The sequence below is a fragment of the Anaerolineales bacterium genome (assembly GCA_025808555.1).
Lineage (GTDB): Bacteria > Chloroflexota > Anaerolineae > Anaerolineales > UBA11579 > JAMCZK01.
On sequence record CP075526.1, the window covers coordinates 283,592 to 305,302 of the forward strand.

Below are 21,711 nucleotides of genomic sequence, written 5' to 3' on the forward strand. Positions count from 1 at the left end.
CTCCTAACAGATGTTTCCGTATTTGCGTATTTTATCACTACTATTGAACCCAGGGCAAGCATATGTAGCAGCCCTAGCCAGGCAGCGCTACCTGAGCGGTATATATGGCCCGTACGATGAGCCCAACCGTGATGATGGTGGCGGTTGCGTAGATAAGGATCTCGGCGCGGGAGCTGCGCCCCTTGGTGTAGAGGTAGGCGGCGGGGATCATGAGCGGCAGGATGACCCCGTAGAGGACATGGATGCTGCGCATCGGACGAGAGCCTTCCAGCCAGAGATAGGCGCCGAACAGGCATTGAGCGACGATGAGCACTTCGGCAATGACGAGCATGCCCCAGTACGAAGAATCGATGCCTTGCTTGCGGAAGAAGCGCACATAACCCCAAACAGACAGGATGAGAAAATAGTACAGCGAGGTTGAACCTAATCCTTCATGCAAGCGAGTCACAAAATCCATTCGGTTGCTCCTTTGATTGCGCGTATTTTACTACTCGGGAGCGTTGGCTAGTAGCTATCAGCGGTTAGCTTTCAGCGTTCAGCTGGAAGCATATGGCGTAAGCTGCAAGTTACCAACGCCCTTACCCTGCGAGGCGCAGGCTTGCCTGCGCACGAAGCAATCCCCAACAAAGACCCAGCGCATATAATCACGGCATGAAAGCAGTCTACTTTGAGCAACATGGCGGGCCGGAAGTGCTGCAATACGGCGAGCGCCCCACCCCGCAGCCCGCGCCCGGCTGGGTGCGGGTGCGAGTGCACGCGGCGGCGCTTAACCATGCTGACCTGTTCGTGCGGGCTGGCTGGCCGGGCATCAAGCTGGCCCTGCCGCACATCCTGGGGGCGGATGGCGCCGGCGTAGTGGACGCCCTGGGCGAAGGCGTTACCGGCTGGCAACCCGGCCAACGTGTGGTGATCAACGCCAGTATCTGTATGGAAGAAGACAGCTTCACACGCAGCGGCCAGGAGAATTTGTGCCGCCATTGGGAACTGCTGGGTGAGAGCCTGCCGGGCACTTATGCCGAATATGTATGTGTGCCGGCCAGCAATCTGCTGGCGGTGCCGGATGGCTTCCCGGCTGCGGATGCGGCCGCGGCGGCGCTGGTGTACGTGACCGCCTGGCACTCGTTGGTACGCCGCGGGCAGCTGCAACGCGGCGAGACGCTGCTGATCGTGGGCGCATCCGGCGGGGTGAACACGGCCAGCATCCAGATCGGCAAGCACCTGGGGCTGCGCGTGATCGTGGTGGGCTCGGATGTGGACAAGCTGGCGCTGGCGCGCAGCCTGGGGGCGGACGAGGTGATCGACCGCAGTCAGGAGGACTGGAGCAAGGCCGCTTACCTGCTGACCGAGAAGCGCGGCGTGGACGCGGTGGTGGACAATGTGGGCACCACGTTCATGCAAAGCCTGCGCACGCTGCGCAAAGGCGGCCGCCTGCTGACGGTGGGCAACACGGGCGCGCCGAAGTTTGAAATTGATAATCGCTTTATCTTCAGCAAGCACTTGAGCATCCTGGGCTCGACGATGGGCACCTTCAAAGATTTTGCGGATGTGATGGCACTGGTATTTGCCGGCGAACTGAAGCCCGTGGTGGACCGCAGCTACCCGCTGGCGGAGGCGGCCGCGGCGCACGAGCGCATGGAGGCGGGTGGGCAGATGGGCAAGATCGTGCTGGAAGTCAGTGCGCAGTGACTGTGCGTCAAAAATCCAGATTGCTTCGTGCACAGGCAAGCCTGCGCCTCGCAATGACAGGCTTAAAAAAAAAGCCCCGCCGTATGGCGGGGCTTTTTTGTTGGCTTGCTGTTTTAGTCCAGCAGGCTGGCAGGCACGTTGCCGCCGTTCTCAGCGATCTTCTTGAGCACGGTCTTGTGCAGCCAGGTGTTCATCTTGGCCGAGTCTTCGAGGTACTCGGTGGGCACGCCCAGCTCAATGGCGAGTTCCTTGCGGTTCTCGAAGCTGCTGTCAATGTCGAGTAGCTTGAGCAGGTCCACAATGGAAACCTTCCAGTTGAGCTCCTGCGGGTTGGCCTTGGCCAACGCGTCCATCTTGGCGGCCACGTCAACGGCGTCCATGGCGGCGGGCTTGTTGGCGCCCAGGCCGGTGGAGAGCTTGCCACGCGGAGCGGCGCTCACGCCCGCCTTGGGGGCGGCGGTGGCGCCAGCATCCTTGGCGTCATCGTCTTTCTTGATACCCAGACCCTTAAGAATCTTGTCAAAAATACCCATGTTTTCTTTCTCCTTACTAATACTTGGTCCGCCTGAACACAGGCATCCTTGAGTTTAGTTTAGCACACTAGGCCATTGTGTTTGTTAACTCTATGTAATAACTACAACTCCGTTAAAATTGTTATGCGCCAGTGGTTGGCGCAGCCGCTTACGGCCATTCAACCGCCTATGTGAAGGTGAACATGGATACTCCCAACCGCATGACCCCAAAACAGCTGTGGCAGCGTATTCAGAAAGGCCGCGCCGCGTATGACGCGGTGTACGCCGGACTGAACGAGAAACAGATGACGCGCCGCCCTGGCGCGCAAAAGGACTGGTCGGTCAAAGACCAGATCGCCCATCTAACCTGGTGGGAGAACTATGCGCTGGAACGCACCACCCTGATGCTGGCGGGCGAAGAGACCGTGAAGCTGAAGGATTTTGACGCCATCAATGCCCAGGTGTTCGCCATGAACAAAGACCTGGCGCTGGAGGATGTGCTGGCGGCCTGGCGCAGCAACCTGCCGCGCTTTGGCGCGCTATGCCGCTCGCTGACCGAGACGACCCTCAACGTCACACGCGGCAAACGCCGCGCACCATATTGGCTGCTGGTCACCGACACCTTTGAGCATTACGCCGAGCACCAGCCTGACCTGGAGCGTTATGTCGCCAGCCTGAAGAAGGTCAAATAGCATGGCGCTCAGTGTTGTGGGCCGCCCCACCCATACGCCTGCGGGAAAGCCAATCGTGTACCTCACGTTCGATGATGGCCCCGCAGCCGACACGCCGGGCGTGCTGGCCGCGCTGGCCCGCCACGGAGCGCAGGCCACCTTCTTTATAGTGGGCCGCCGCGTGCAGGAACTGCCGCAGACCGTGCAAGCAATGCTGCAGGCTGGCCATACGGTAGGCAACCACAGCTTCACCCACCCGCGCCTGGGCGGCATGCCTGAAGCCGAGTTCCTGATCGAGATGCAGCAGACCGCGGCCGCCGTGGCCGAAGCCGCGCAGGAACTGCTGCCGGATGGCAAGATGAAGCTGATGCGCCCGCCCTATGGCAGCCACGACGAGAACACTGAGCCATGGGTGAACGCCCTGGGCTACGCCATGGTGATGTGGGATGTAGACCCGGAGGACTGGAGCGAGCCGGGCACCGAAGCCATTGCGAGCCAGGTGCTGGCGGGGGTGAAGCCCGGCGCCATTGTGCTGTTGCACGATGGCGGCGGCGACCGCAGCCAGACCGTGGCGGCGGTAGAGCAGCTGCTGCCGGCCCTGGCCGAGCAAGGGTACGTCTTTCATAGCCTGAAAACGGACAGCTGACAATAGAATGGGCGCCCTTTCCCAACCGAATCGCCCATGGGGCGTAACCGTGCTGATAGGGTTAGTGTTAATGTTCACAGTCCTGCAGATTCTGCGGGTGTGGGCCGCCATCAGCAGTTGGGATGTGCTGAGCCGCCTGCCGCTGCAGGCGTCGCCAGTCTACCTGCTGGGCAGCGGCCTGGTGTGGGCCGCGGCAGGCGGCGGGCTGCTATACGGCCTGGCGTTGCGCCGGGCCTGGGCGCCGCGTGCGGCGCGCTGGGCCGGGCTGGCCTACACCGCATTTTTCTGGATCGACCGGTTGCTGCTACAAACGCGCGGCCCGCACAACAGCACTTGGATGTTCGCGGCCGGGCTGGGATTGCTGATGCTAGCGTCCCTTTTCGCCATCTTGGCCTCGCCGGATGCAAAGGCCTACTACGATGAACAACGCCATCAGGAGTGAAGGATGACAAAACCCTCAAAGATCGAAGCGCTGCAAGAGCTGCGCCTGCAAAGCCAGCAAGGCGGCGGCCCCACCCGTGTTGAAGCGCAACACAAGCAAGGCCGCCTGACGGCGCGCGAGCGCCTGGACTTATTCCTCGACAAGGGCTCCTTCCGCGAGGTGGACGCCTTCGTCAAGCACCGCACGCACGCCTTCGGCCTGGACAAGCAGCAGATCCTGAGCGACAGCGTGGTGACCGGCTGGGGCACGGTGGACGGCCGGCTGGTGTACGTATTCTCGCAGGACTTCACTGTTTTCGGCGGCAGCCTGGGTGAAGTGCACGCCGAGAAAGTGGTCAAGATCATGGAGATGGCGATCAAGAATGGCGCACCCGTGATCGGCCTCAACGACTCGGGCGGGGCGCGCATTCAGGAAGGCGTGATCTCGCTGGGCGGCTATGCCGACATCTTCCTGCGCAACACCATGGCCTCGGGCGTGATCCCGCAGATCAGCGCCATCATGGGGCCGTGCGCTGGCGGCGCGGTGTACTCCCCTGCCTTGACCGACTTCATATTCATGGTGCGCAACTCTTCATATATGTTCGTCACCGGGCCGGAAGTGGTCAAGAGCGTGACGCATGAGGAAGTCAGCTTCGAAGATCTGGGCGGCGCCAGCGTGCATGCGAGTGCATCCGGCGTGTGCCATGTGGTGGGGGACTCGGAGGCGGATACGCTGTTCCTCATCCGCAAGCTGCTGTCTTACCTGCCGCAGAACAACCTGGAAGACCCGCCCTTCAAGCCCAGCAAGGACAATCCGTTGCGCCGCGATGAGGCGCTGGACAGCCTCATCCCTGACGACCCTTCCAAGCCGTATGACATCAAAGAGGTCATACGCATGGTGATGGACGAAGGCGCCTTCTATGAAATTCACGACCAGTTCGCGCAGAATGTGGTGGTGGGCTTCAGCCGCCTGGGCGGGCATGTGGTCGGCATCGTGGCCAACCAGCCGATGGTGCTGGCCGGCGTGCTGGACATTGACGCATCCGACAAGGCGGCCCGCTTTGTGCGCTTCTGCGATGCCTTCAACATCCCCATCCTGACGCTGGTGGATGTGCCCGGCTTCATGCCCGGCACGGCGCAGGAGCACAACGGCATCATCCGCGCCGGCGCCAAGCTGCTGTACGCCTACTGCGAAGCGACTGTGCCCAAGCTGACGGTGGTGACGCGCAAGGCTTACGGCGGCGCCTACGACGTGATGAGCAGCAAGCACATCCGTGGTGACGTGAACCTGGCCTGGCCCACGGCGGAGATCGCCGTGATGGGGCCGGACGGCGCGGTCAACATCATCTTCCGCAAGGAGATCGCCGAAGCCAAGGACCCGGTGGCGCGCAAGGCCGAGCTGGTGGCCGAGTATCGCCAGGAATTTGCCAACCCGTACGTTGCGGCCAGTCGCGGCTTCATTGATGATGTCATTCAGCCGAGCGACACCCGCCCGCGCCTGATCAACGCGCTGGAAATGCTGACCAACAAGCGCGACAGCAACCCGGCCCGCAAGCATGGGAACATCCCTCTGTAGGCCGCCATGTTCAATAAAGTACTCATCGCCAACCGTGGGGAAATCGCAGTGCGCATCATCCGCGCCTGTCGTGAACTGGGCATCCAAACCGTAGCCGTGTACTCGGAGGCTGACCGTCAGGCGCTGCATGTGCGCCTGGCCGACGAGGCCTACTACATCGGCCCGGCGCCCTCGCGCGAGTCTTATCTGCGTATGGACCATATTCTGGACGTGGCCAAGAAGTCGGGCGCGGGCGGCATTCACCCCGGCTATGGCTTCCTGGCCGAGCGTTCGGACTTCTCGCAAGCCTGTGTGGACGCGGGCATCCGCTTCATCGGCCCCAAGCCCTCGGCGATCATGGCGATGGGCGACAAGGCCATCGCCCGCGCCACCGTGGCCGCCGCCGGCGTGCCGGTGGTGCCCGGTACTGAGGGCGAAGGTAGCCTGACCGACGAAGAGCTGCTGAAGGCCGCGCAGGAGATCGGCTTCCCGCTGCTGATCAAGGCTACGGCGGGCGGCGGCGGCAAGGGCATGCGCGAAGTGCGCAACCTGGAAGAAATGCCCGAACTGCTGGAGAGCGCCCGCCGCGAGGCACAGGCCGCCTTCGGTGACGGCAACGTGTACCTTGAGAAGCTGATCGAGGGAGCCCGCCATATCGAATTCCAGGTGATCGCCGACGAAGACGGCAACACCATTCACCTGGGCGAGCGTGAGTGCTCACTGCAGCGCCGCCACCAGAAACTGCTGGAGGAGGCGCCCTCCCCCTTTATTGATGAAGACGAAGACTTCCGCCAGAAGATGGGCGCGGTGGCGGTGAAGGCGGCCAAGGCGGTGGGCTACGTCAACGCCGGCACCATCGAATTCCTGGTGGATAAGGACAAGAACTTCTACTTCCTGGAGATGAATACCCGCCTGCAGGTGGAACACCCCATCACTGAAGAAGTGACCGGGCTGGACATTGTGACAGAGCAGCTGCGCATCGCCCGCGGCAGGCCGCTGAGCCTGACGCAGGAGCAAGTGCGTATGCAGGGCTGGGCCATCGAATGCCGCGTGAACGCCGAGGACCCGCATAACAACTTCCTCCCGTCCACCGGCTTCATTTCGCACCTCACCGTGCCCACCGGGCCGGGCGTGCGGGTGGACACCGGCGTGTATGCTGGGTTCAACATCTCGCCCTACTATGACTCATTGATCTCCAAGCTGGTGGTCAAGGGCGAGTCACGTGCGCAAGCCATCTTGCGCATGCGCCGCGCCCTTGAGGAATATCACGTGGTGGGCGTCAAGACCAACATCCCCTTCCACCAGCGCATTCTGGAGCAGGCGCGTTTCATTGCCGGCAACTTTGACACCCGCTTTGTGGAAGAGCGCTTCTCGCTGGAGAAGGCCGAGGAAAGCATGGAAACCCACCCGGAGATCGCTGCCATCGTGGCGACCTTGGTGGCCAATGACCAGACACAGCGTTCCGCTCACATCATTTCGCGCGGCAAGCGTGATACGAGCAACTGGAAGTGGGTCTCACGCTGGGAACGGATGCACCGCTGATGAAATACATAACCACGATCGACGATACTCCGTACGAAGTTGAGATCCTCAGTGACCGCCAGGTTAGCATCAACGGCAAGGTGTATGAGGTCGACTTCAAATCCGTGAGCGGGCAGCCGATTTATTCGCTGCTGGTGGACGGCAAGTCATACCAGGCGCACGTGTACACCGGCGACGAGGATGACCTGCAGGTGCTGCTGCGCGGCGTGCTGCACACCGCCAAGGTGGAAGACGAGCGCGAGAAGCGCCTGCGCGCCGCCGGCGGCGGTGGCAGCGGCGAGGGCGGCGAATTTGTGCTCAAGGCGCCCATGCCTGGCCTGATCGTTAAAGTCGCCGTAGAAGAAGGCAATGAGGTTAAAAAGGGCCAGGTATTGGTTATCCTAGAGTCGATGAAGATGCAGAACGAACTGAAATCACCGCGTGACGGTAAGGTTACGCGAATTCAAGTGAAGGCTGGCGACAGCGTAGAGCAACGCCAGAGCATGGTAAGTGTTGAATAAGTCATGGTTACACTGGTTGGTGACAAAGAACTCGAAGTTAAATTTCATATAAGCAGCCTGGCAGAGCTGGAACGCCGCCTGGTGGATGCCGGCGCCACGCTGCTGCAACCGCGGATGCATGAGCACAACCTGCGCTTCGACAGCCCCAATGGGGCGCTGGGCCAGGCGCAGTGCATGCTGCGCCTGCGCCGCGACAGCAGCAGCCACATGACCTTCAAGGGGCCCAGCACCACGCTGGGCGGGGTGCTGGCGCGCCAGGAGCTTGAGTTTGAGGTATCCAACTTCACGCAGGCGCAGAAGTTGATCGAGGCGCTGGGCTTTCGCTCCAAGTTCATGTACGAGAAGTACCGCACGACCTACGGCATGGATGGGCTGAAGATCACACTGGATGAGATGCCCTACGGCAACTTCATCGAGATCGAGGGCACGGAACCGGAGCGTATCCAGAATGCGGCGGTGCAGCTGGGCCTGGATTGGGAGCTCCGCCTGCCGGAGACGTACATCAGCATCTTCCGTCGCCTGAAGGACCTGTACGGGCTTCGCTTTACTGACCTGTCGTTTGATAACTTTAGCGGGATTGAGGTTTCATTGCAGCGAGCGGGTATTCGCTTCGCAGATGGGTAGATTTCAACAGCGATTAGACCGCAGATGAACGCGGATAAACGCTGATAGTTGGTTTCAATAGAGGTGGGTGTTGCAAAGTGCAGATGAACTTACCAAGACAGTCATAGGCTGTGCTTATGAAGTCAGCAATACACTTGGCGCTGGCTTCTTAGAGAAGGTCTATGAGAACGCCCTCGCCGTGGAACTACGCAATAAGGGTTTACAAACGGCACAGCAAGTTCCGTTTAAGATCACCTATAAAGGAGTTGTTGTGGGTGATTATTTTGCTGACCTGATCGTTGAAGACCAGGTTCTGGTTGAAATCAAAGTTGCCCGTAGTTTTGACAAAGCCCACATGGCACAGTGCCTCAACTACCTGACCGCCGCAAACTTAACGCTTGGCCTGCTGTTCAACTTTGCTAAGTCCCGCGTGGAAGTTCAGAGGGTTGTAAAGGGATTTTAGGTTTATCTGTGTTCATCCGCGTTCATCTGCGGTAATTATCTCCCCATCGCGCCAAGCAACTCCCTCAACCTCAGCAGCTTCACCCAAAAATTCGCGAAGGCGGTCCTGCAAAGCGCCTGGGTCGCCGCTGGTCAAGTAGCGTGTAGACCCGCGCTCGCGCGCCGCGGCCAGGCCGCGCTCCGCCAGCAGGCTCTCTACGCGGCGGGCGACCGCAGGCGCCGGGTCCACCAGGCGCACGGCGGGACCAACGATGTCTCGTATCGTATCGAAGGCGAAGGGGTAGTGCGTGCAGCCCAGCACCACCGTATCCATGCCCTGCGCCAGCATTGGCAGCAGCGCGGCTTCCAGGATGCGGCGAGCCTCAGGCCCATTGGCGCGGCCGGCTTCGATCTCGGTCACCAGTCCGCGGCAGGGGTTTTGCAGCACAGTAACCTCCTGTGCGAAGCGCTCCACGACCGACGCGTACAGCTCGCCCTCAAAAGTGGTGGCAGTGGCAAGCACGCCCACGACCCCGCTTTCGGTATGCTCGGCGGCCGGCTTGACGGCTGGCTCCATGCCCACGATGGGAATATTGGGAAACAGCTCACGAATTGATACCAACGCGGCGGCGGAGGCGGTGTTACAAGGGATCACAATCAGCTTGGAGCCCTGAGCGATCAGATAGCGAGCGATGCCTTCCGAGAAGGCGCGCACCTCGTCCAGGCCACGCGGCCCATAGGGCACATGCGCCTGGTCAGCGAAGTAGATGATGTCTTCGGCCGGCAGCTGAGCGCGCAGGGCGCGCAGCACGCTGAGGCCGCCCACACCGGAATCGAATGCGCCAATGGGTTGCGAAGAGGTCATAGGCAATAAAAAGAGCGCAGCGGGTTGCTGCGCTCTTGGTTATACCAGATGCGGATTCTTACTTGTCAAACTTCTGCTTGAGGCGGGCCTTCTTGCCGCTCACATCGCGCAGGTAGCGCAGGTTGGCGCGGCGCACCTTGGAGTGGCGCTCGACCACCACCTTCTCGATCAGCGGAGAGGCGGTGAGGAAGGTGCGCTCGACCCCGATGCCGTTGCTGGCCATGCGGCGCACGGTGAAGTTGCGGTTGTTGCGGGAGCCGCCAGCCTTGAGCACGGTGCCCTTGAACTCCTGAATGCGCTCACGGTCACCTTCTTTGATCTTGACGTGAACACTCACCAGGTCACCGGGGCGCAGGTCGGGGATATTTTCGTTTTTCTTGGCCTCTACGGCCTTCAGCAAGTCAGACATGTACATTCCTTAATGGGTTTCAAACACAGCGGCAGATTGTACCACACGCCACTTAGTTGGCAAACAGGTCGGTTGAGCGATAATCGTCTGGCGTGGACGGGTAGATGCGGGTGAAGCGGTCTTTGTTGCCCAGCCAGCGGGCGACAATCTCAAGCAGGTTAGAGCCAATGAAACGCCCCCCACCCTGGCTGGCGTGGCAGGCATCCGCCTTATCCTTGCGGGCTTGCACGCTGCGATAGTTGATGGTGATGTGCGGCGGGGTGTCTTTGTCACGCGCCAGCACGGTGAGGTCAATATCCTTGTTGCGGCCCACTTTGGATGGGTCTTTGCCCAGCAGGCGCATCAGGAACACGGCTCGGCGCAGGCGGGCGCGGTTGCGGGCGTTGACATAGAGCATGGCGGGCTGGTACGGCTGGCCTGCTTTTGGATACTGGCTGGCATCGCCGGCGGCATGGAAGGCCGCCACGGTGGCCTTGTGAATGTGGATATGGTCAGGGTGGTAGTAGCCGCCGGTCTCGTCAAAGGTAATGACGGCTTGCGGGCGCAGGCGGCGGATAAGGACGACGATGCGCTCAGCCACCTGCTCCAGCGGGGCTTGCACCAGGGCCTCGGGGCGGCTGTTGTCTTCAGAGCCGACCATACCGCTGTCACGATACTCGAGGAAGTTGACGCTTTTGAGGCCAAGCGCATCCGCAGCGCACAGCAGTTCGGCCTCGCGCAATTCGGCGATAGTCTCGTACTTGGTCAGGTACTCTGCGTCCACGGTGCCGGCTTCGCCGCGCGTGGCGCAGGCGAGGTGCACATCCACACCCTGGGTATCCCAGTAAGCGATCGCGCCGCCCATGCCGAAGGACTCATCGTCCGGATGGGCCATCACGACCAGGACGGTTTTATGGGGGTTAGCTTGTGTTTCCATGGCGAATGGGCAGAATTATAGTCCTGCTGAACCCGAGTTGGTGTGGATAAGGAATTTAGTACGTTGGCAGGTCCGGATCCACCTGCTCAGCCCAGGCGTTGATGCCGCCGACGAGGTTCTTGACCTTGCCGAAGCCCGCGGCCAGCATCAACTCCACGGCGCGGGCCGAGCGGCCGCCGACGCGGCATATCACCACATATTCGTTGGCCGTATCGAGTTGGGATAAGCGGGCGGCAACCTCGCCCAGGGGGATGTCAATGCTGCCCTCGATGCGAGAGATGGCCAGTTCGTGCGGCTCGCGCACGTCGATCACTTTGACCTGTGAGCCAGCTTTGAGCTGCTCGGCCAGCTCCTTGGGAGTGACCTCGTATTTTTTATCCATGCTTGCCTCATCGTGGTCGTGAGCGGGCAGACCACAGAAGGCTTCGTAGTCTATTAGCTCGATCTTGTCTTTTGGCTGGCTGCATACGACACAGTTGGGGTCCTTGCGCAGCTTGACGAATTCTATCCGCATATCCAGCGCATTGAAGAGCAGCAGGCGCCCCACCAACGTTTCGCCTATGCCCAACAGGGCTTTGATGCCTTCGCTGGCTTGCATGCTGCCAATGATGCCGGGCAGCACGCCCAGCACGCCGCCCTCGGCGCAGGAAGGCACCAGGCCGGGCGGTGGCGGCTCGGGGAACAGGCAGCGGTAGCACGGGCCGTGCTCGGCGTCGAAGACGCTGACCTGGCCATCGAAGCGGAAGATGGAGCCGTACACATTGGGGATGCCTAGCTTGACGCTGACATCGTTCACCAGATAGCGGGTGGGAAAGTTATCCGTGCCGTCAATGACGAGGTCATAGCCGCGCGCGATCTCCAGCGCATTGGCTGAGGTGAACAGCACATTGTGCACATCCACCTGCACGGTGGGATTGATATCCATAATGCGCTGGCGGGCGGATTCGACCTTGAGCGTGCCCAGTTGAGCCGTACCGTGGATGACCTGGCGCTGCAGGTTGGATGCATCCACCACATCGTAGTCCACCAGGCCAATGCGGCCCACGCCCGCCGCGGCCAGGTACATGGCCGCCGGCGAGCCGAGGCCGCCGGTGCCGATGAGCAACACGGCGGAATCGCGCAGTTTCTGCTGGCCGGCCAAGCCCACCTCGGGGATGAGCAGATGGCGCGAATAGCGCATTAGGTCGTCACGAGTTAGTGTGCGGGAGCTTTCAGCAACCATGAGTGCCCTTTATACCGCAATGGTTTGAAGCGGTGCGCCTGGCGGGCGTACGCAGTCATTTTAAGGCGTGCGCCGTCACTTGCGGCGTACGCCGTTACTGTGGCGTACGATTGCATCCGTCATGCGCACCACGCGCACGAGCGGCTCGACATCGTGGACGCGAATAATGTCTGCGCCGCGCACGATGCTGACGGCCGCGGCCGCGGCGGTGCCCTCCATGCGCTGGTCAGGCGGCAGATCAAGGGTGTAGCCGATGAAGGATTTGCGCGAGGGGCCGACCAGCAGCGGGTAACCCAGGCTACGCAACTCACCGCCGCGGTCTAGCAACTCCAGGTTCTGCTCGACGGTCTTGCCGAAGCCGATCCCGGGGTCAAGAATGATGCGCTCATCAGAGATGCCGGCAGCATGGGCGATGGCCACGCTTTCCTGCAATTCACGCTTGATGTCTTCGATAAGCTCGGTGTATTCCACGCCCACGTAGCGGCCGCCCAGGCGCTCGCGCACTTCAGCGTTGGCGGGCTGGCTGCGGTTGTGCATCAGCACCACCGGCACGCCGCGGGCGGCGATAAGCGGCGCCAGGGCAGGGTCAGCCCGCAGACCCCACACGTCGTTCACCAGTACGGCGCCGGCGTCCAACGCGGCGGCGGCGGTGCTGGCTTTGTAAGTGTCAATGGAGATCGGCGTATCGAATTCGGCGGCCAGCGCCTGCACCACGGGAATGGTGCGCTGCAGCTCTTCGTCTGCGGAGACCGGCTGGCTGCCGGGGCGCGTGCTCTCACCACCCACGTCAAGCAGGTCTACTCCGGCCTCGACAAAGCGGCGGGCTTGCGCCAGAGCCGCCTCAACGGCATGCTTCTCTAGCAGGCCATCGCCGGAGAAGCTGTCTGGCGTGATATTTAGGATTCCCATCACATAGGTGCGGCTGCCCCAGGTAAATTCGTGATTGCCGATCTTCATTGCTCTGCTCCAGTGTCAAACGCTTGCACGCCGCTGGCGTCTTGTGCGGCCAGCAGCTGGCCTACGGTGCGCCCGCTGCCAGGCACCGGCAGCTCGGGCGCCAGCTCGGCCAGCGGCGCCAGCACAAAGGCGCGCTCCGCCAGGCGCGGGTGGGGAATTTGCAGAGCGTACTCGGCGGAGCCGAGCACGCTTTGCAGTTCAAGCTGCTGGTCGCCATACAGCAGAATGTCAATGTCGATCTCGCGCGGGCCGTAGCGGAAGCTGGCCACCCGCCCCACTTGCTGCTCGACCTGCTTGATATGCGCCAGCAGATCAGCCGGCGTCAGTTCGGTTTCGGCTTCCAGGGCCATGTTGAGGAAACTGGCCTGCTCGGCGTAGCCCCACGGCTCGGTCTCGTACACGGCGCTCTGGCGCCGCACGCGTACAGCCGGCGCCAGAGCGGCGATGGCGGCGTGCAAATTCGCCAGCCGGTCGCCGCGGTTGCTGCCCAGGCCGAGATAGATAAGGGTGCGCATGATGGGAGAGTATACGAGATTGGCAGTTTCTACTCGGTTATAATGTGCGCCTCATTGGAGAGGTCGCATAGTCTGGCCTAGTGCGCGCGCTTGGAAAGCGCGTATACCGCAAGGTATCGAGGGTTCGAATCCCTCCCTCTCCGCTCCATTCCCCCAGCGGCGCCGGATCGGCGTCGTTTTCATATCAGGAGCCAGCCATGACGAAGAGCAAACTGCTTAGGATGGACAATATCGGCATCGTGGTCGAATCGCTGGATGCGGCGATCGCCTTCTTTGAAAAGATCGGCCTGGCCCTCGAAGGGCGCGCCATGATAGAAGGCGAATGGGCGGGCCGGGTGACTGGGTTGGGCACGCAATCGGTGGAGATCGCCATGCTGGTCACGCCTGACGGACACAGCCGGCTTGAGTTGTCGCGCTTCCTCACCCCGTCTACAGTGTCAGACCACCGCACAGCGCCGGTGAATTCGCTGGGCTATTTGCGGGCCATGTTCACGGTGGACGACCTTGACGAAATGCTGTCCCGGCTGAGCAAGCACGGCGCCCAGCTGGTTGGCGAGGTGGTTAAGTACGAAGACAGCTACCGGTTGTGCTACATCCGCGGGCCGGAAGGCCTGCTTATAGGGCTGGCAGAGCAACTCAGTAACAACTAAGCACGTATCTGCGCATAGCGGCGCCCCTTGGCGCCGTTTGCGTTTTAAATGCTTGACAGCGCTGCGCCATTCTGTTATATAACTATATAGTTATATAATAAAACGGTTATATATGAACGACACACTCAGCCTTAAGTTTGCCGCCCTGGCCGACCCCACCCGCCGGGCGATCCTGGAGCGCCTGGCCGGCGGCGACGCCTCGGTCAGCGAGCTGGCGCGGCCCTTCGCCATGAGCCAGCCGGCCATCTCCAAGCACCTCAAGGTGCTGGAAAAGGCCGGGCTGATCAGCCGCGGGCGCGCCGCCCAGGCGCGCCCGGCCCACCTGGAGGCCGAGCAACTGGCCCTGGTCACCGAGTGGCTGGAGCGCTGCCGCCGCAACTGGCACGAAAGCTTCGACAAGCTGGACGCGTATTTGAAGACGCTGGAAGCAGCCGATGCGCACACCAAGCCGCGAGCGCCCAAACCCAAAAAACACAAACCATCAAGGAGAAAGAAATGAACGACAAAATGATCATCAAGGCGGACGGCGCCGAGCTGTACCTGGAGCGCACCTTCGCCGCCCCGCGTGAGCGCGTGTGGGCTGCCTTTACCGAGTGCCAGCATCTCACCAATTGGTGGGGACCCAAAGGCTGGGACCTAACCCATTGCGATATGGACTTCCGCGTGGGCGGCCGCTGGCACTATTGCATGACCGGCAAGAACCCGGAGAATGGTGAAGCCATTCAATCGTGGGGGCTGGCCGACTACACCGCCATCAGCGCACCCGACAGCTATACGTATATTGACGCCTTCTCCAACGCCGAGGGCGGCAAGGTGCCGGGCATGCCGGTAAGCGAGATCACTATGGACTTCGTAGAGGTGGACGGCGGCACCAAAGTGTTGAGCCGCGGCGTCTATGCTTCGGCCGAGGAGCTCGAGACCATCATGGAGATGGGCGTGGAACAAGGCATCACCGAAACCTGGGACCGCCTGGAAGAGCTGCTGGCGAAGTAGGAACTGGCCATGTCATTTCAAGCCTATCTGGACAATATCGAAGCCAAGACCGGCAAAACGCCCAACGAGTTCATTGCGCTGGCTAAGGCCAAAGGCTTTGGCGCAGACACGAAAGCCGGCGACATCGTGGCCTGGCTCAAGGAAGACTTTGACCTGGGGCGCGGCCACGCCATGGCGCTGGTGCACGTCATCAAGAACGGCGCGGTCATCAGCGACAAGCATGTCAACAGCGGTGGCACGCACAGCGACCCGAGCAACAAGCTGCGACTGAGCGGAGCGCGCCCAAAGGGTGCGAAGAAAACCGCCGCCAAGAAGACAGTAAAGAAAACTACGCGCAGGAAATAAGGCAGAGCGCGAAAACCAACAGCAAAACGCCCAGCCAACGGCTGGGCGTTTTGCTTTAGACTCGCCATATGCCTACACGCGAACTCAAGCTCGATCTGGGGGAATATGGCCAGGTCTCGGCCCTGCTGCAGCTGCCAGTCGGCGCCACGGCGCTGCTGGCCCTGGCGCACGGCGCCGGCACGGATATGCGCCACGCCAGCATGCAAAGCCTGGCCGATGCGCTGGCCGCGGCCGGCATCGGTACGCTGCGCTACAACTTTCCGTACAAGGAGCACAAGCGCGGCCGCCCGGACTCGCCAGTGGTAACCGGGGCAGCAGTGCGAGCCGCCTGCGCCGCGGCGGCCGAGGTTGCGCCCGAGTTGCCGCTGTTTGCCGGCGGACGCTCCTTCGGCGGGCGGATGACCTCATTGGCGGCCAGCGAGGCGCCGCTGCCAAGTGTGCACGGCCTCGTCTTCTTCGCCTTCCCGCTGCATCCAGCCGGCGCGCCGGCCACCAAGCGGGCTGAGCACCTGGCGCAGGTCGGCGTGCCGATGCTATTCCTGCAAGGCCCGCGCGATGAGCTAGCCACGCCTGCCCTGCTGGAGCCGGTCGTCAGCCAGCTGCCGAATGCAACCCTGCACTGGGTAGACGCGGCCGACCACAGCTTCAAGGTGCTCAAGCGCTCAGGCCGCACGGATGCAGATGTGATGAAGGAATTGGTGGAGACGACCGCCGCATTTATGCGGGCGAACAGTTAGCTAGTGATGGTGGTGGCCGTGACCATGAGGCTCATGGTCAAAATCGGCTTGCACAGCCGGGCCAAGCAGCGGGCGGACGCGCCCCCAACTTGACATGCTGGTGGCCGCCCAGCAGGCCACCAGCGTGGTCAGCGGCACGGCGGCCATCAGCCCCAGCGAACCCACCAGGGTGCGCAAAATTTCTTCGGCGACAAATTCACGGTTGATAAACGCAAACCAGTCGGTGCCCGCACCGGTGACCAGCAACAACAGCGGCAGGGCTGCACCGGTGTAAGCCAGTACCAGCGTATTAACCGTGGCGGCCACATGGTCCTGCCCGATGCGCATGCCGCGGCGATACAAGGCGCGCCAGGTCTGCTTGGGGTCAAGCAAATAGAGCTCGAAGATCACCGAAGCCTGCGTGATCACCAGGTCGTCGAGCACACCCAGGCTGCCGATGATGATGCCGCCCAGCACCAGGCCGCGGAAATCCACCACCAGTTGTGACTGCTGGCTGAGGAACATGGCTTCCTCGCTGCTGAAGCCGGTCATGCGGGTCAGCTGGATGAAGGCATCCGCCATCAGACCCGTGAGCAATAGCGCGATCAGCGTGCCGATCACGGCGGCATGGGTCTTGATCGTCCACCCGTACACAAGATACAGCGAACCCGCCAGAATGGCGAAAGAGCCCAGCACGCTGACCCACACCGGATCCTCACCGCCGAGGATGCGGGGCAGGATGAAGGCCAGGATCACGGTGAGGCTGAACGCCATCGACACCAGGCTGCGGGCGCCCTTTTTGCCGCTGATGAGCAGAGTTGTGATGACGAACAGCACGAACAGCGCCGCCAGCGGGCGGCTGCGCACATAGTCTGTGTAATAAGCCTGGGCCTGCATCTCGGGAAACTCGCTGACAGTGATAAGCAGCTGATCGCCGGGCGCAAAGTAGGAGCCGGCCGCCACGATCTGGCGGCGGCCATAGTCGATCTCAAACGTGCGCCCGGCATAGCGGCCCTCCAGCACTTCCACAGCCAGGATCTGGAAGTTCTGCATTCGGCCGCCCAGGTCAACCTGGCCGGCCTGCACGATCTCGCTCACTTCGGCGCGAACGTTGTTGGTCGTATAGCCGCTGGCGCTCTCGGCGCTGGGCGGCGCAGCGCGCCACTGGCCCAGCCAGTAGCCGCCCAGGAAGATCAGCACAAGAATGACGAACAGCGAGCTTGGGATGCGCTTGAGCAGAGACTTAAGCATGCGGGCTATTTTGCCCTATAGCCAGCTAGAAGGGCAGCCGCGCCGCCACAAACTCCAGGCCGAGCACTTGCAGAGTGACCCACCCCATCAGGATGCCCAGCGCCCAGCCGGCCAGCACATCGGAGACGAAGTGCAAGCCAGTGGCCACGCGGGCCAGGCCAACCAGCGGCGCCCACACAACCAGCAGCGCGCCGAACCAAGCCGGCCCCATGGCCAGGCCTAGCACAGCCAACATGGCGGCACGGGCGGCGTGGCCGGAGGGAAACGAGTGCGGATCGGTCTTGCGGTAGATCTGGCCCCACTCGCCGGCCGGGCGCGAGCGGCGCACGCTGAACTTGATGATGAGCACCACAATGGCGGTCAGCGCAATGCCGATGAACAGCGCCTGGGCCACCTGCTTCCAGGCCGGGCTGCCCAGCCACATCACCAGCGCCAGGCCAATGCCCCAGAACCACGAATCGCCGGAGTGCCCAAAAAAGATCGCCAGCTGGCGCAGCGGGCCGGGTTTCTCTGCTATGTGCAGGCGCGTAGACAGCTGGGCGTCTTGTTCAAGCCAATGATTCATCAGTTCTTCGCTTCCAGGTACTTGCGGATCACTTCCAGATGATGGGCCTTGTCCACATCCATGCCGATCTCGGCATACGGGCATTTTTGAGCGCGGGCGCGCAGGCCCAGGCTGCGCCCGGCGCGGCGAGCGGCGTCGGCGATGGTAAGTTGGCGGATGAGCGCCAGGAACAGGGTATCAAAGCCGATCATGGCGGCCTGCTTGAGCGGACTCTTGCGCACTTCGGTCAGCTTCTCCCAGGTGCCGCCGCTGGAGAGGATCACACTGAGCGCCACGGGGGTCACATCCCCGCCGCACACTTCGGCGTCCTTGAGGCGCGTGAAGGTGCGCCGCGAATCGGGGAAGCGCGCTTCCATCACGTCTTTCTCCACAACGTTGTAGAGCATCTCATCGTCGGGGATGCGCACCTGCTCCAGCACCCAATCCACCATCTCGCCGGTGATGGCCGGCGTGTCGGAAGGTACCAGCACACAGTACTTGGCGTCCGGATTGAGCTCGGCGATCTTGCGTGCGCCGGCGCGGATGTTGGGTAGCATCTCGCCCTGGTTAGGCACGTAGCTCAGCGGCTTCTTGCAGGTCAGCCCATCGGCCTCGCTGAGGCCAACGATGACCACGTTGCCGATGTGCTCAGCTTGGCTGAGCGCATCCAGGATCCATTGCACCATCGGCTTGCCCGCGATCTCGATCAGGGCCTTGGAGCGACCCTGGCTGAATTCGTAGAGGGATTCGCCGGGTTCGGGGATACCCCCAGCGGAGAGCAGCGCGTCGAATTTCAATTCAGCTCCTGGATCTGCGGCTCAAGCTTGAGCTCGTCGATCATCTGGTTGAGCTCGGCATGGGTCAGCTTGCGGCCCTTGCCGGCGGCGGCCACCAGGGCGGCTTCGAGCATGTTAGTGCCGAAGGAGCGCCCGTCGAATACCGGCGTGGTGGTGACCAGGTATTTGATGCCAATGTCCTTGAGCAGTTTCACATCGTCTGGCGTGGTGGTGTTGGTGACGATCACCTTGCCCGGCAGGCTATTCGGGATATGGCGCTTGATGTAATGAAAGTCGCCGGCGATCACGCTGGCCCAGTTGAAATACTGCTCCCACTTGGGGGTGCGCTGGTCTTGCTTCTCGCCGGTGGGATACAGCCACTTGAACGGCAGTCGGGTGGCGACCGGAGTCACCAGGGCGGCCATGGTCTTGAGCCCGCTCTCTGAGCGGATGGCGATGGGCACGTCCAGCGCGAACATGAAGTCGCCGAATACGCAGTCATAACCAGCCTTCAGGAACGAGTCGGTCATGCCCCAGCGGTCAGTGCCGATGGTGATGAAGGCTTTCTTCTCTTTGATGTAGTCACCAGTCTTGGCATGCAGAAAGCCGACGGCACGCTTCTCCAGCGTGTTCTTGAGGCCCTCGCCGTCCACCAGCGGGGTCTGCTTCACATGGCGAACGATGGGCTTGACCGAATGCAGGGGGTAATACTTCTTGTCCACCAGCAGGCCCAAGTCCGCCCCGCCCAGGCCAAAGGCGTCCACCTTGCCATCCAACTCCTTGAACAGTTCAGCGGCCTTTTCCATATCGCCGTTGGTGCCAATGCGCTCAATGCGCACGGTCTCGCCCAACAGCTTCACTTCTACGGCCTTGTCTCGCTTGGAAGAACCAATGCTGATGCTTACTGCACGCTTCATGGGGCGTCTCCTCGGTGAAAATTCGGCGGGTTAGCCCGTCTCAGGGCCTGATTTTACTAGCGTTAGGCCGCCAAACCCGGCTTTTTTGGCTGCAGCGGCTATAACACTCCCAGGCGGGGTGGGAAACGGCCAAATGCCAGGCAGTAGGGCGCCAGACGCCTTTGCGGTATAATGCCGGTTGTGGGGGCCTAAACCGCCAGGCCTGAGGGTCTGAAACCAGCTGGAGGTGTTTGTGGCAGTTCCCAATTACGCATATTTTCAAGGCAAGATCGTTCCCTATTCCGAGGCCAAGATCGGTGTCATGACCCACGCGCTGAACTATGGCACAGCCATTTTCGGCGGGGTGCGCGGCTATTGGAATGATGCAGAGGAAGAGCTGTTCATCTTCCGCCCGCAGGACCATCTGAAGCGCCTGTACAACTCAGCCAAACTGATGGTGATGGACATCCCCGTCGGCCCGGACGAGCTGATGGAGCGCATGGTGGAGCTGCTGCAGATGGAAGGCCACCGCCAGGATGTGTACCTGCGCCCCATGGCCTATTTTGCCGACGAGATCATTGGCGTAAAACTGCACGACCTGCAAACCGAAGTGACTCTGTTCTCGGTGCCGTTCAGCAAGTACGTAGCCAACGACACCGGCGCCCACGTCACCTTCTCCTCCTGGCGCCGCCTGGACGACAACATGATCCCCGCCCGCGGCAAGATCGCCGGCGCCTACGTCAACACCGCTTTCATCAAGACCGATGCGGTGCGGGCGGGCTTCGACGAGGCGATCGTGCTGACGGCTGACGGGCACATCTCCGAGGGCAGCGCCGAGAACCTGTTTATGGTGCGTGACGGCGTGGTCTACACCCCGCCGATCACCGACAACATTCTGGAAGGCATCACGCGCCGCTCGATCATTGAGCTGGCCCGCAGCGAGGGTTACACCGTCATCGAGCGCTCGATCGACCGCACGGAAGTGTTCCTGGCGGACGAAATGTTCATGACCGGCACGGCCGCCCAGGTGACCGCCATCACCAAGGTGGACCACCGCGTGATCGGCGACGGCGTGATGGGCCCGGTGGCCGCCCGCCTGCGCCAGCTGTACGACGACGCGGTACGCGGGCGTCTGCCAGAATTCCGCCACTGGAACTACCCTGTATATGAAAAGCTGGTGGTGAAATCGTGAGCGGCGCGGTGCGCTGAACGGTAGAGTATATGTGTACGCGAAGTGGCGCAGCCTTAGGCTGCGCCACTTGTATAAAGAAGAGAGAACCTTATGGTTGCCAAAACAAAACTAGACGCTCTGATCCTGAAGATCTCGAAGGCTAGTGTGGGCTTCCCACAGCTGCAGCGCATGGCCGAACAGTCCATTAAGAAGGAGACGTCGCTCAAGAACCTGGACCTGGCCAAGGACCTGCTTGAATCGCACGTGTACCAGGCGCGCATCCTGGCCACTTACCTGCTGGGCCACCTGGCGGGCGAGATGCCCGAGACGCTCAAGCTGCTGCGCCAGCGCGTCAGCCGTGACCCGGATTACCGCGTGCAGGAAGCGCTGGCCCAGACCTTTGACCTGATCTGCGAGAAGGCTGGTTACCAGGAAAGCCTGGCGCTGATCAAAGACTGGCTGGGCGACGACAACCCCAGCGTGCGCCGCGCCGTCACCGAAGGCCTGCGAGTGTGGACCGCCCGCCCCTATTTCAAGACCAACCCGGAAGCGGCGATCAACCTGCTGCGCGGCCTGCGCGCCGACGAGAGCGAATACGTGCGCCGCTCAGTGGGCGCAGCGCTGCGCGACATTGCCAAGAAGCACAAGACCCTGGTGAACCGTGAGGTCAAGACCTGGGACTTGTCAGACAAGAAGATCCAGCAGACCAAGCTGCTGGTGAGCAAGGCGCCAGCCGGCGGCGGCAAACCAGCCGCCAAGAGGGCGCCGGCCAAAGCCAAGGCAAAGGCAAAGCCCGCCAGGAAGGCGGCAGCCAAAGCGAAACCGAAGGCCAAAGCGAAGGCAAAGACAAAGGCCAAAGCGAAAGCCAAACGGCGCTAGCAAAAAATCTAAAAAGAACTCCTTAAGGAG

The 21,711-nt window shown here is 61.7% G+C and carries 28 protein-coding genes and 1 tRNA gene; 17 read left to right on the top strand and 12 right to left on the bottom strand.

The window, feature by feature from the left end; translation table 11 throughout:
* Positions 1–73: 73 nt before the first annotated feature.
* Positions 74–457, bottom strand: a complete 384-nt coding sequence (locus KIT08_01685) for a hypothetical protein (GenBank protein ID UYN89961.1) — start codon at positions 455–457, stop codon at positions 74–76.
* 194 nt (positions 458–651) lie between these two features.
* Between KIT08_01685 and KIT08_01690 the strand changes: the two genes are divergently transcribed.
* Positions 652–1,686: a zinc-binding dehydrogenase gene (locus KIT08_01690; GenBank protein UYN89962.1), complete on the top strand. Its 1,035-nt coding sequence runs from the start codon at positions 652–654 to the stop codon at positions 1,684–1,686.
* 113 nt (positions 1,687–1,799) lie between these two features.
* Here KIT08_01690 and KIT08_01695 read toward each other — a convergent pair whose 3' ends face one another.
* The gene (locus KIT08_01695; GenBank protein UYN89963.1) at positions 1,800–2,219 is read right to left on the bottom strand and encodes a DUF3597 domain-containing protein; all 420 of its coding nucleotides are present in this window, start codon (positions 2,217–2,219) and stop codon (positions 1,800–1,802) included.
* A gap of 131 nt (positions 2,220–2,350) precedes the next feature.
* On the opposite strand from KIT08_01695, the gene KIT08_01700 reads away from it, so the two are divergent.
* From KIT08_01700 to KIT08_01735, 8 genes are all read left to right on the top strand, one after another.
* A complete protein-coding gene (locus KIT08_01700) occupies positions 2,351–2,890 on the top strand; it encodes a DinB family protein (GenBank protein UYN89964.1) in 540 nt (179 codons plus the stop codon).
* Between the two features lies 1 nt (position 2,891).
* Positions 2,892–3,515, top strand: a complete 624-nt coding sequence (locus KIT08_01705) for a polysaccharide deacetylase family protein (protein ID UYN89965.1) — start codon at positions 2,892–2,894, stop codon at positions 3,513–3,515.
* A gap of 70 nt (positions 3,516–3,585) precedes the next feature.
* Complete coding sequence (locus KIT08_01710; GenBank protein UYN89966.1) at positions 3,586–3,957, top strand: hypothetical protein; 372 nt, start codon at positions 3,586–3,588, stop codon at positions 3,955–3,957.
* A 3-nt stretch (positions 3,958–3,960) separates the two neighbouring features.
* Positions 3,961–5,511 (top strand): acyl-CoA carboxylase subunit beta, encoded by a 1,551-nt coding sequence (locus KIT08_01715; protein UYN89967.1) that lies wholly within the window; start codon positions 3,961–3,963, stop codon positions 5,509–5,511.
* 6 nt (positions 5,512–5,517) lie between these two features.
* Positions 5,518–7,032 carry an acetyl-CoA carboxylase biotin carboxylase subunit gene (gene accC / locus KIT08_01720; GenBank protein ID UYN89968.1) on the top strand — a complete coding sequence of 505 codons (1,515 nt, stop codon included), beginning with the start codon at positions 5,518–5,520 and terminating at the stop codon, positions 7,030–7,032.
* Positions 7,032–7,532 carry a biotin/lipoyl-binding protein gene (locus KIT08_01725; GenBank protein UYN89969.1) on the top strand — a complete coding sequence of 167 codons (501 nt, stop codon included), beginning with the start codon at positions 7,032–7,034 and terminating at the stop codon, positions 7,530–7,532. The genes accC and KIT08_01725 overlap by 1 nt, the downstream gene beginning before the upstream one ends.
* 3 nt (positions 7,533–7,535) lie before the next feature.
* Entirely contained in the window at positions 7,536–8,156 is a 621-nt protein-coding gene (locus tag KIT08_01730) for a class IV adenylate cyclase (protein ID UYN89970.1), read from the top strand.
* A 67-nt stretch (positions 8,157–8,223) separates the two neighbouring features.
* Positions 8,224–8,598 (top strand): GxxExxY protein, encoded by a 375-nt coding sequence (locus KIT08_01735; protein ID UYN89971.1) that lies wholly within the window; start codon positions 8,224–8,226, stop codon positions 8,596–8,598.
* Positions 8,599–8,610: 12 nt separating this feature from the next.
* Here KIT08_01735 and murI read toward each other — a convergent pair whose 3' ends face one another.
* From murI to folK, 6 genes are all read right to left on the bottom strand, one after another.
* Entirely contained in the window at positions 8,611–9,441 is an 831-nt protein-coding gene (gene murI / locus KIT08_01740) for a glutamate racemase (protein UYN89972.1), read from the bottom strand.
* Positions 9,442–9,499: 58 nt separating this feature from the next.
* Complete coding sequence (gene rplS, locus KIT08_01745) at positions 9,500–9,850, bottom strand: 50S ribosomal protein L19 (protein ID UYN89973.1); 351 nt, start codon at positions 9,848–9,850, stop codon at positions 9,500–9,502.
* 52 nt (positions 9,851–9,902) lie between these two features.
* A complete protein-coding gene (locus tag KIT08_01750; protein ID UYN89974.1) occupies positions 9,903–10,766 on the bottom strand; it encodes a PIG-L family deacetylase in 864 nt (287 codons plus the stop codon).
* A 55-nt stretch (positions 10,767–10,821) separates the two neighbouring features.
* On the bottom strand, positions 10,822–11,988 hold the full coding sequence (gene moeB, locus KIT08_01755; GenBank protein ID UYN89975.1) for a molybdopterin-synthase adenylyltransferase MoeB: 1,167 nt from the start codon (positions 11,986–11,988) through the stop codon (positions 10,822–10,824).
* A gap of 75 nt (positions 11,989–12,063) precedes the next feature.
* Positions 12,064–12,945 carry a dihydropteroate synthase gene (folP, locus tag KIT08_01760; protein UYN89976.1) on the bottom strand — a complete coding sequence of 294 codons (882 nt, stop codon included), beginning with the start codon at positions 12,943–12,945 and terminating at the stop codon, positions 12,064–12,066.
* On the bottom strand, positions 12,942–13,460 hold the full coding sequence (gene folK / locus KIT08_01765) for a 2-amino-4-hydroxy-6-hydroxymethyldihydropteridine diphosphokinase (protein UYN89977.1): 519 nt from the start codon (positions 13,458–13,460) through the stop codon (positions 12,942–12,944). Before folK ends, folP begins: the two co-directional genes overlap by 4 nt.
* Positions 13,461–13,516: 56 nt before the next feature.
* Here folK and KIT08_01770 point away from each other — a divergent pair.
* The 6 genes from KIT08_01770 to KIT08_01795 all read left to right on the top strand — a co-directional run bounded on the left by KIT08_01770 (position 13,517) and on the right by KIT08_01795 (position 16,185).
* Positions 13,517–13,603: transfer RNA gene (locus KIT08_01770), tRNA-Ser, on the top strand.
* Positions 13,604–13,657: 54 nt separating this feature from the next.
* On the top strand, positions 13,658–14,110 hold the full coding sequence (locus tag KIT08_01775; protein UYN89978.1) for a VOC family protein: 453 nt from the start codon (positions 13,658–13,660) through the stop codon (positions 14,108–14,110).
* A 112-nt stretch (positions 14,111–14,222) separates the two neighbouring features.
* Positions 14,223–14,609 carry a winged helix-turn-helix transcriptional regulator gene (locus tag KIT08_01780; protein ID UYN89979.1) on the top strand — a complete coding sequence of 129 codons (387 nt, stop codon included), beginning with the start codon at positions 14,223–14,225 and terminating at the stop codon, positions 14,607–14,609.
* Positions 14,606–15,103, top strand: coding sequence for an SRPBCC domain-containing protein (locus KIT08_01785; GenBank protein ID UYN89980.1), 498 nt, complete (start codon positions 14,606–14,608; stop codon positions 15,101–15,103). The genes KIT08_01780 and KIT08_01785 overlap by 4 nt, the downstream gene beginning before the upstream one ends.
* Before the next feature lie 9 nt (positions 15,104–15,112).
* Positions 15,113–15,448 (top strand): DUF4287 domain-containing protein, encoded by a 336-nt coding sequence (locus KIT08_01790; GenBank protein ID UYN89981.1) that lies wholly within the window; start codon positions 15,113–15,115, stop codon positions 15,446–15,448.
* 68 nt (positions 15,449–15,516) lie between these two features.
* On the top strand, positions 15,517–16,185 hold the full coding sequence (locus KIT08_01795; GenBank protein UYN89982.1) for a hypothetical protein: 669 nt from the start codon (positions 15,517–15,519) through the stop codon (positions 16,183–16,185).
* Here the strand turns inward: KIT08_01795 and KIT08_01800 are convergent, their stop codons facing one another.
* From KIT08_01800 to KIT08_01815, 4 genes are read right to left on the bottom strand one after another with little or no spacing between them, the layout of a single operon-like run.
* Entirely contained in the window at positions 16,186–17,415 is a 1,230-nt protein-coding gene (locus tag KIT08_01800) for a YibE/F family protein (GenBank protein UYN89983.1), read from the bottom strand.
* 25 nt (positions 17,416–17,440) lie between these two features.
* Complete coding sequence (locus KIT08_01805) at positions 17,441–17,980, bottom strand: phosphatase PAP2 family protein (protein ID UYN89984.1); 540 nt, start codon at positions 17,978–17,980, stop codon at positions 17,441–17,443.
* Complete coding sequence (locus KIT08_01810; protein ID UYN89985.1) at positions 17,980–18,756, bottom strand: nucleotidyltransferase family protein; 777 nt, start codon at positions 18,754–18,756, stop codon at positions 17,980–17,982. Before KIT08_01810 ends, KIT08_01805 begins: the two co-directional genes overlap by 1 nt.
* Positions 18,753–19,652 carry a hypothetical protein gene (locus KIT08_01815; protein ID UYN89986.1) on the bottom strand — a complete coding sequence of 300 codons (900 nt, stop codon included), beginning with the start codon at positions 19,650–19,652 and terminating at the stop codon, positions 18,753–18,755. The genes KIT08_01810 and KIT08_01815 overlap by 4 nt, the downstream gene beginning before the upstream one ends.
* 232 nt (positions 19,653–19,884) lie before the next feature.
* Here KIT08_01815 and KIT08_01820 point away from each other — a divergent pair, with 232 nt between their 5' ends.
* Together KIT08_01820 and KIT08_01825 are read left to right on the top strand one after the other, a co-directional pair.
* Positions 19,885–20,823, top strand: a complete 939-nt coding sequence (locus KIT08_01820; protein UYN89987.1) for a branched-chain amino acid transaminase — start codon at positions 19,885–19,887, stop codon at positions 20,821–20,823.
* A gap of 90 nt (positions 20,824–20,913) precedes the next feature.
* The gene (locus KIT08_01825) at positions 20,914–21,681 is read left to right on the top strand and encodes a HEAT repeat domain-containing protein (protein ID UYN89988.1); all 768 of its coding nucleotides are present in this window, start codon (positions 20,914–20,916) and stop codon (positions 21,679–21,681) included.
* Positions 21,682–21,711 lie beyond the last annotated feature (30 nt).

Bases quoted from the DNA above. Each gene is read 5' to 3' on its own strand.
- KIT08_01685 (UYN89961.1), bottom strand. From the start codon at position 457: ATGGATTTTGTGACTCGCTTGCATGAAGGATTAGGTTCAACCTCGCTG.
- KIT08_01690 (UYN89962.1), top strand. From the start codon at position 652: ATGAAAGCAGTCTACTTTGAGCAACATGGCGGGCCGGAAGTGCTGCAA.
- KIT08_01695 (UYN89963.1), bottom strand. From the start codon at position 2,219: ATGGGTATTTTTGACAAGATTCTTAAGGGTCTGGGTATCAAGAAAGAC.
- KIT08_01705 (UYN89965.1), top strand. From the start codon at position 2,892: ATGGCGCTCAGTGTTGTGGGCCGCCCCACCCATACGCCTGCGGGAAAG.
- KIT08_01710 (UYN89966.1), top strand. From the start codon at position 3,586: ATGTTCACAGTCCTGCAGATTCTGCGGGTGTGGGCCGCCATCAGCAGT.
- KIT08_01715 (UYN89967.1), top strand. From the start codon at position 3,961: ATGACAAAACCCTCAAAGATCGAAGCGCTGCAAGAGCTGCGCCTGCAA.
- accC (UYN89968.1), top strand. From the start codon at position 5,518: ATGTTCAATAAAGTACTCATCGCCAACCGTGGGGAAATCGCAGTGCGC.
- KIT08_01725 (UYN89969.1), top strand. From the start codon at position 7,032: ATGAAATACATAACCACGATCGACGATACTCCGTACGAAGTTGAGATC.
- KIT08_01730 (UYN89970.1), top strand. From the start codon at position 7,536: ATGGTTACACTGGTTGGTGACAAAGAACTCGAAGTTAAATTTCATATA.
- murI (UYN89972.1), bottom strand. From the start codon at position 9,441: ATGACCTCTTCGCAACCCATTGGCGCATTCGATTCCGGTGTGGGCGGC.
- rplS (UYN89973.1), bottom strand. From the start codon at position 9,850: ATGTCTGACTTGCTGAAGGCCGTAGAGGCCAAGAAAAACGAAAATATC.
- KIT08_01750 (UYN89974.1), bottom strand. From the start codon at position 10,766: ATGGAAACACAAGCTAACCCCCATAAAACCGTCCTGGTCGTGATGGCC.
- moeB (UYN89975.1), bottom strand. From the start codon at position 11,988: ATGGTTGCTGAAAGCTCCCGCACACTAACTCGTGACGACCTAATGCGC.
- folP (UYN89976.1), bottom strand. From the start codon at position 12,945: ATGAAGATCGGCAATCACGAATTTACCTGGGGCAGCCGCACCTATGTG.
- folK (UYN89977.1), bottom strand. From the start codon at position 13,460: ATGCGCACCCTTATCTATCTCGGCCTGGGCAGCAACCGCGGCGACCGG.
- KIT08_01775 (UYN89978.1), top strand. From the start codon at position 13,658: ATGACGAAGAGCAAACTGCTTAGGATGGACAATATCGGCATCGTGGTC.
- KIT08_01780 (UYN89979.1), top strand. From the start codon at position 14,223: ATGAACGACACACTCAGCCTTAAGTTTGCCGCCCTGGCCGACCCCACC.
- KIT08_01785 (UYN89980.1), top strand. From the start codon at position 14,606: ATGAACGACAAAATGATCATCAAGGCGGACGGCGCCGAGCTGTACCTG.
- KIT08_01790 (UYN89981.1), top strand. From the start codon at position 15,113: ATGTCATTTCAAGCCTATCTGGACAATATCGAAGCCAAGACCGGCAAA.
- KIT08_01795 (UYN89982.1), top strand. From the start codon at position 15,517: ATGCCTACACGCGAACTCAAGCTCGATCTGGGGGAATATGGCCAGGTC.
- KIT08_01800 (UYN89983.1), bottom strand. From the start codon at position 17,415: ATGCTTAAGTCTCTGCTCAAGCGCATCCCAAGCTCGCTGTTCGTCATT.
- KIT08_01805 (UYN89984.1), bottom strand. From the start codon at position 17,980: ATGAATCATTGGCTTGAACAAGACGCCCAGCTGTCTACGCGCCTGCAC.
- KIT08_01815 (UYN89986.1), bottom strand. From the start codon at position 19,652: ATGAAGCGTGCAGTAAGCATCAGCATTGGTTCTTCCAAGCGAGACAAG.
- KIT08_01825 (UYN89988.1), top strand. From the start codon at position 20,914: ATGGTTGCCAAAACAAAACTAGACGCTCTGATCCTGAAGATCTCGAAG.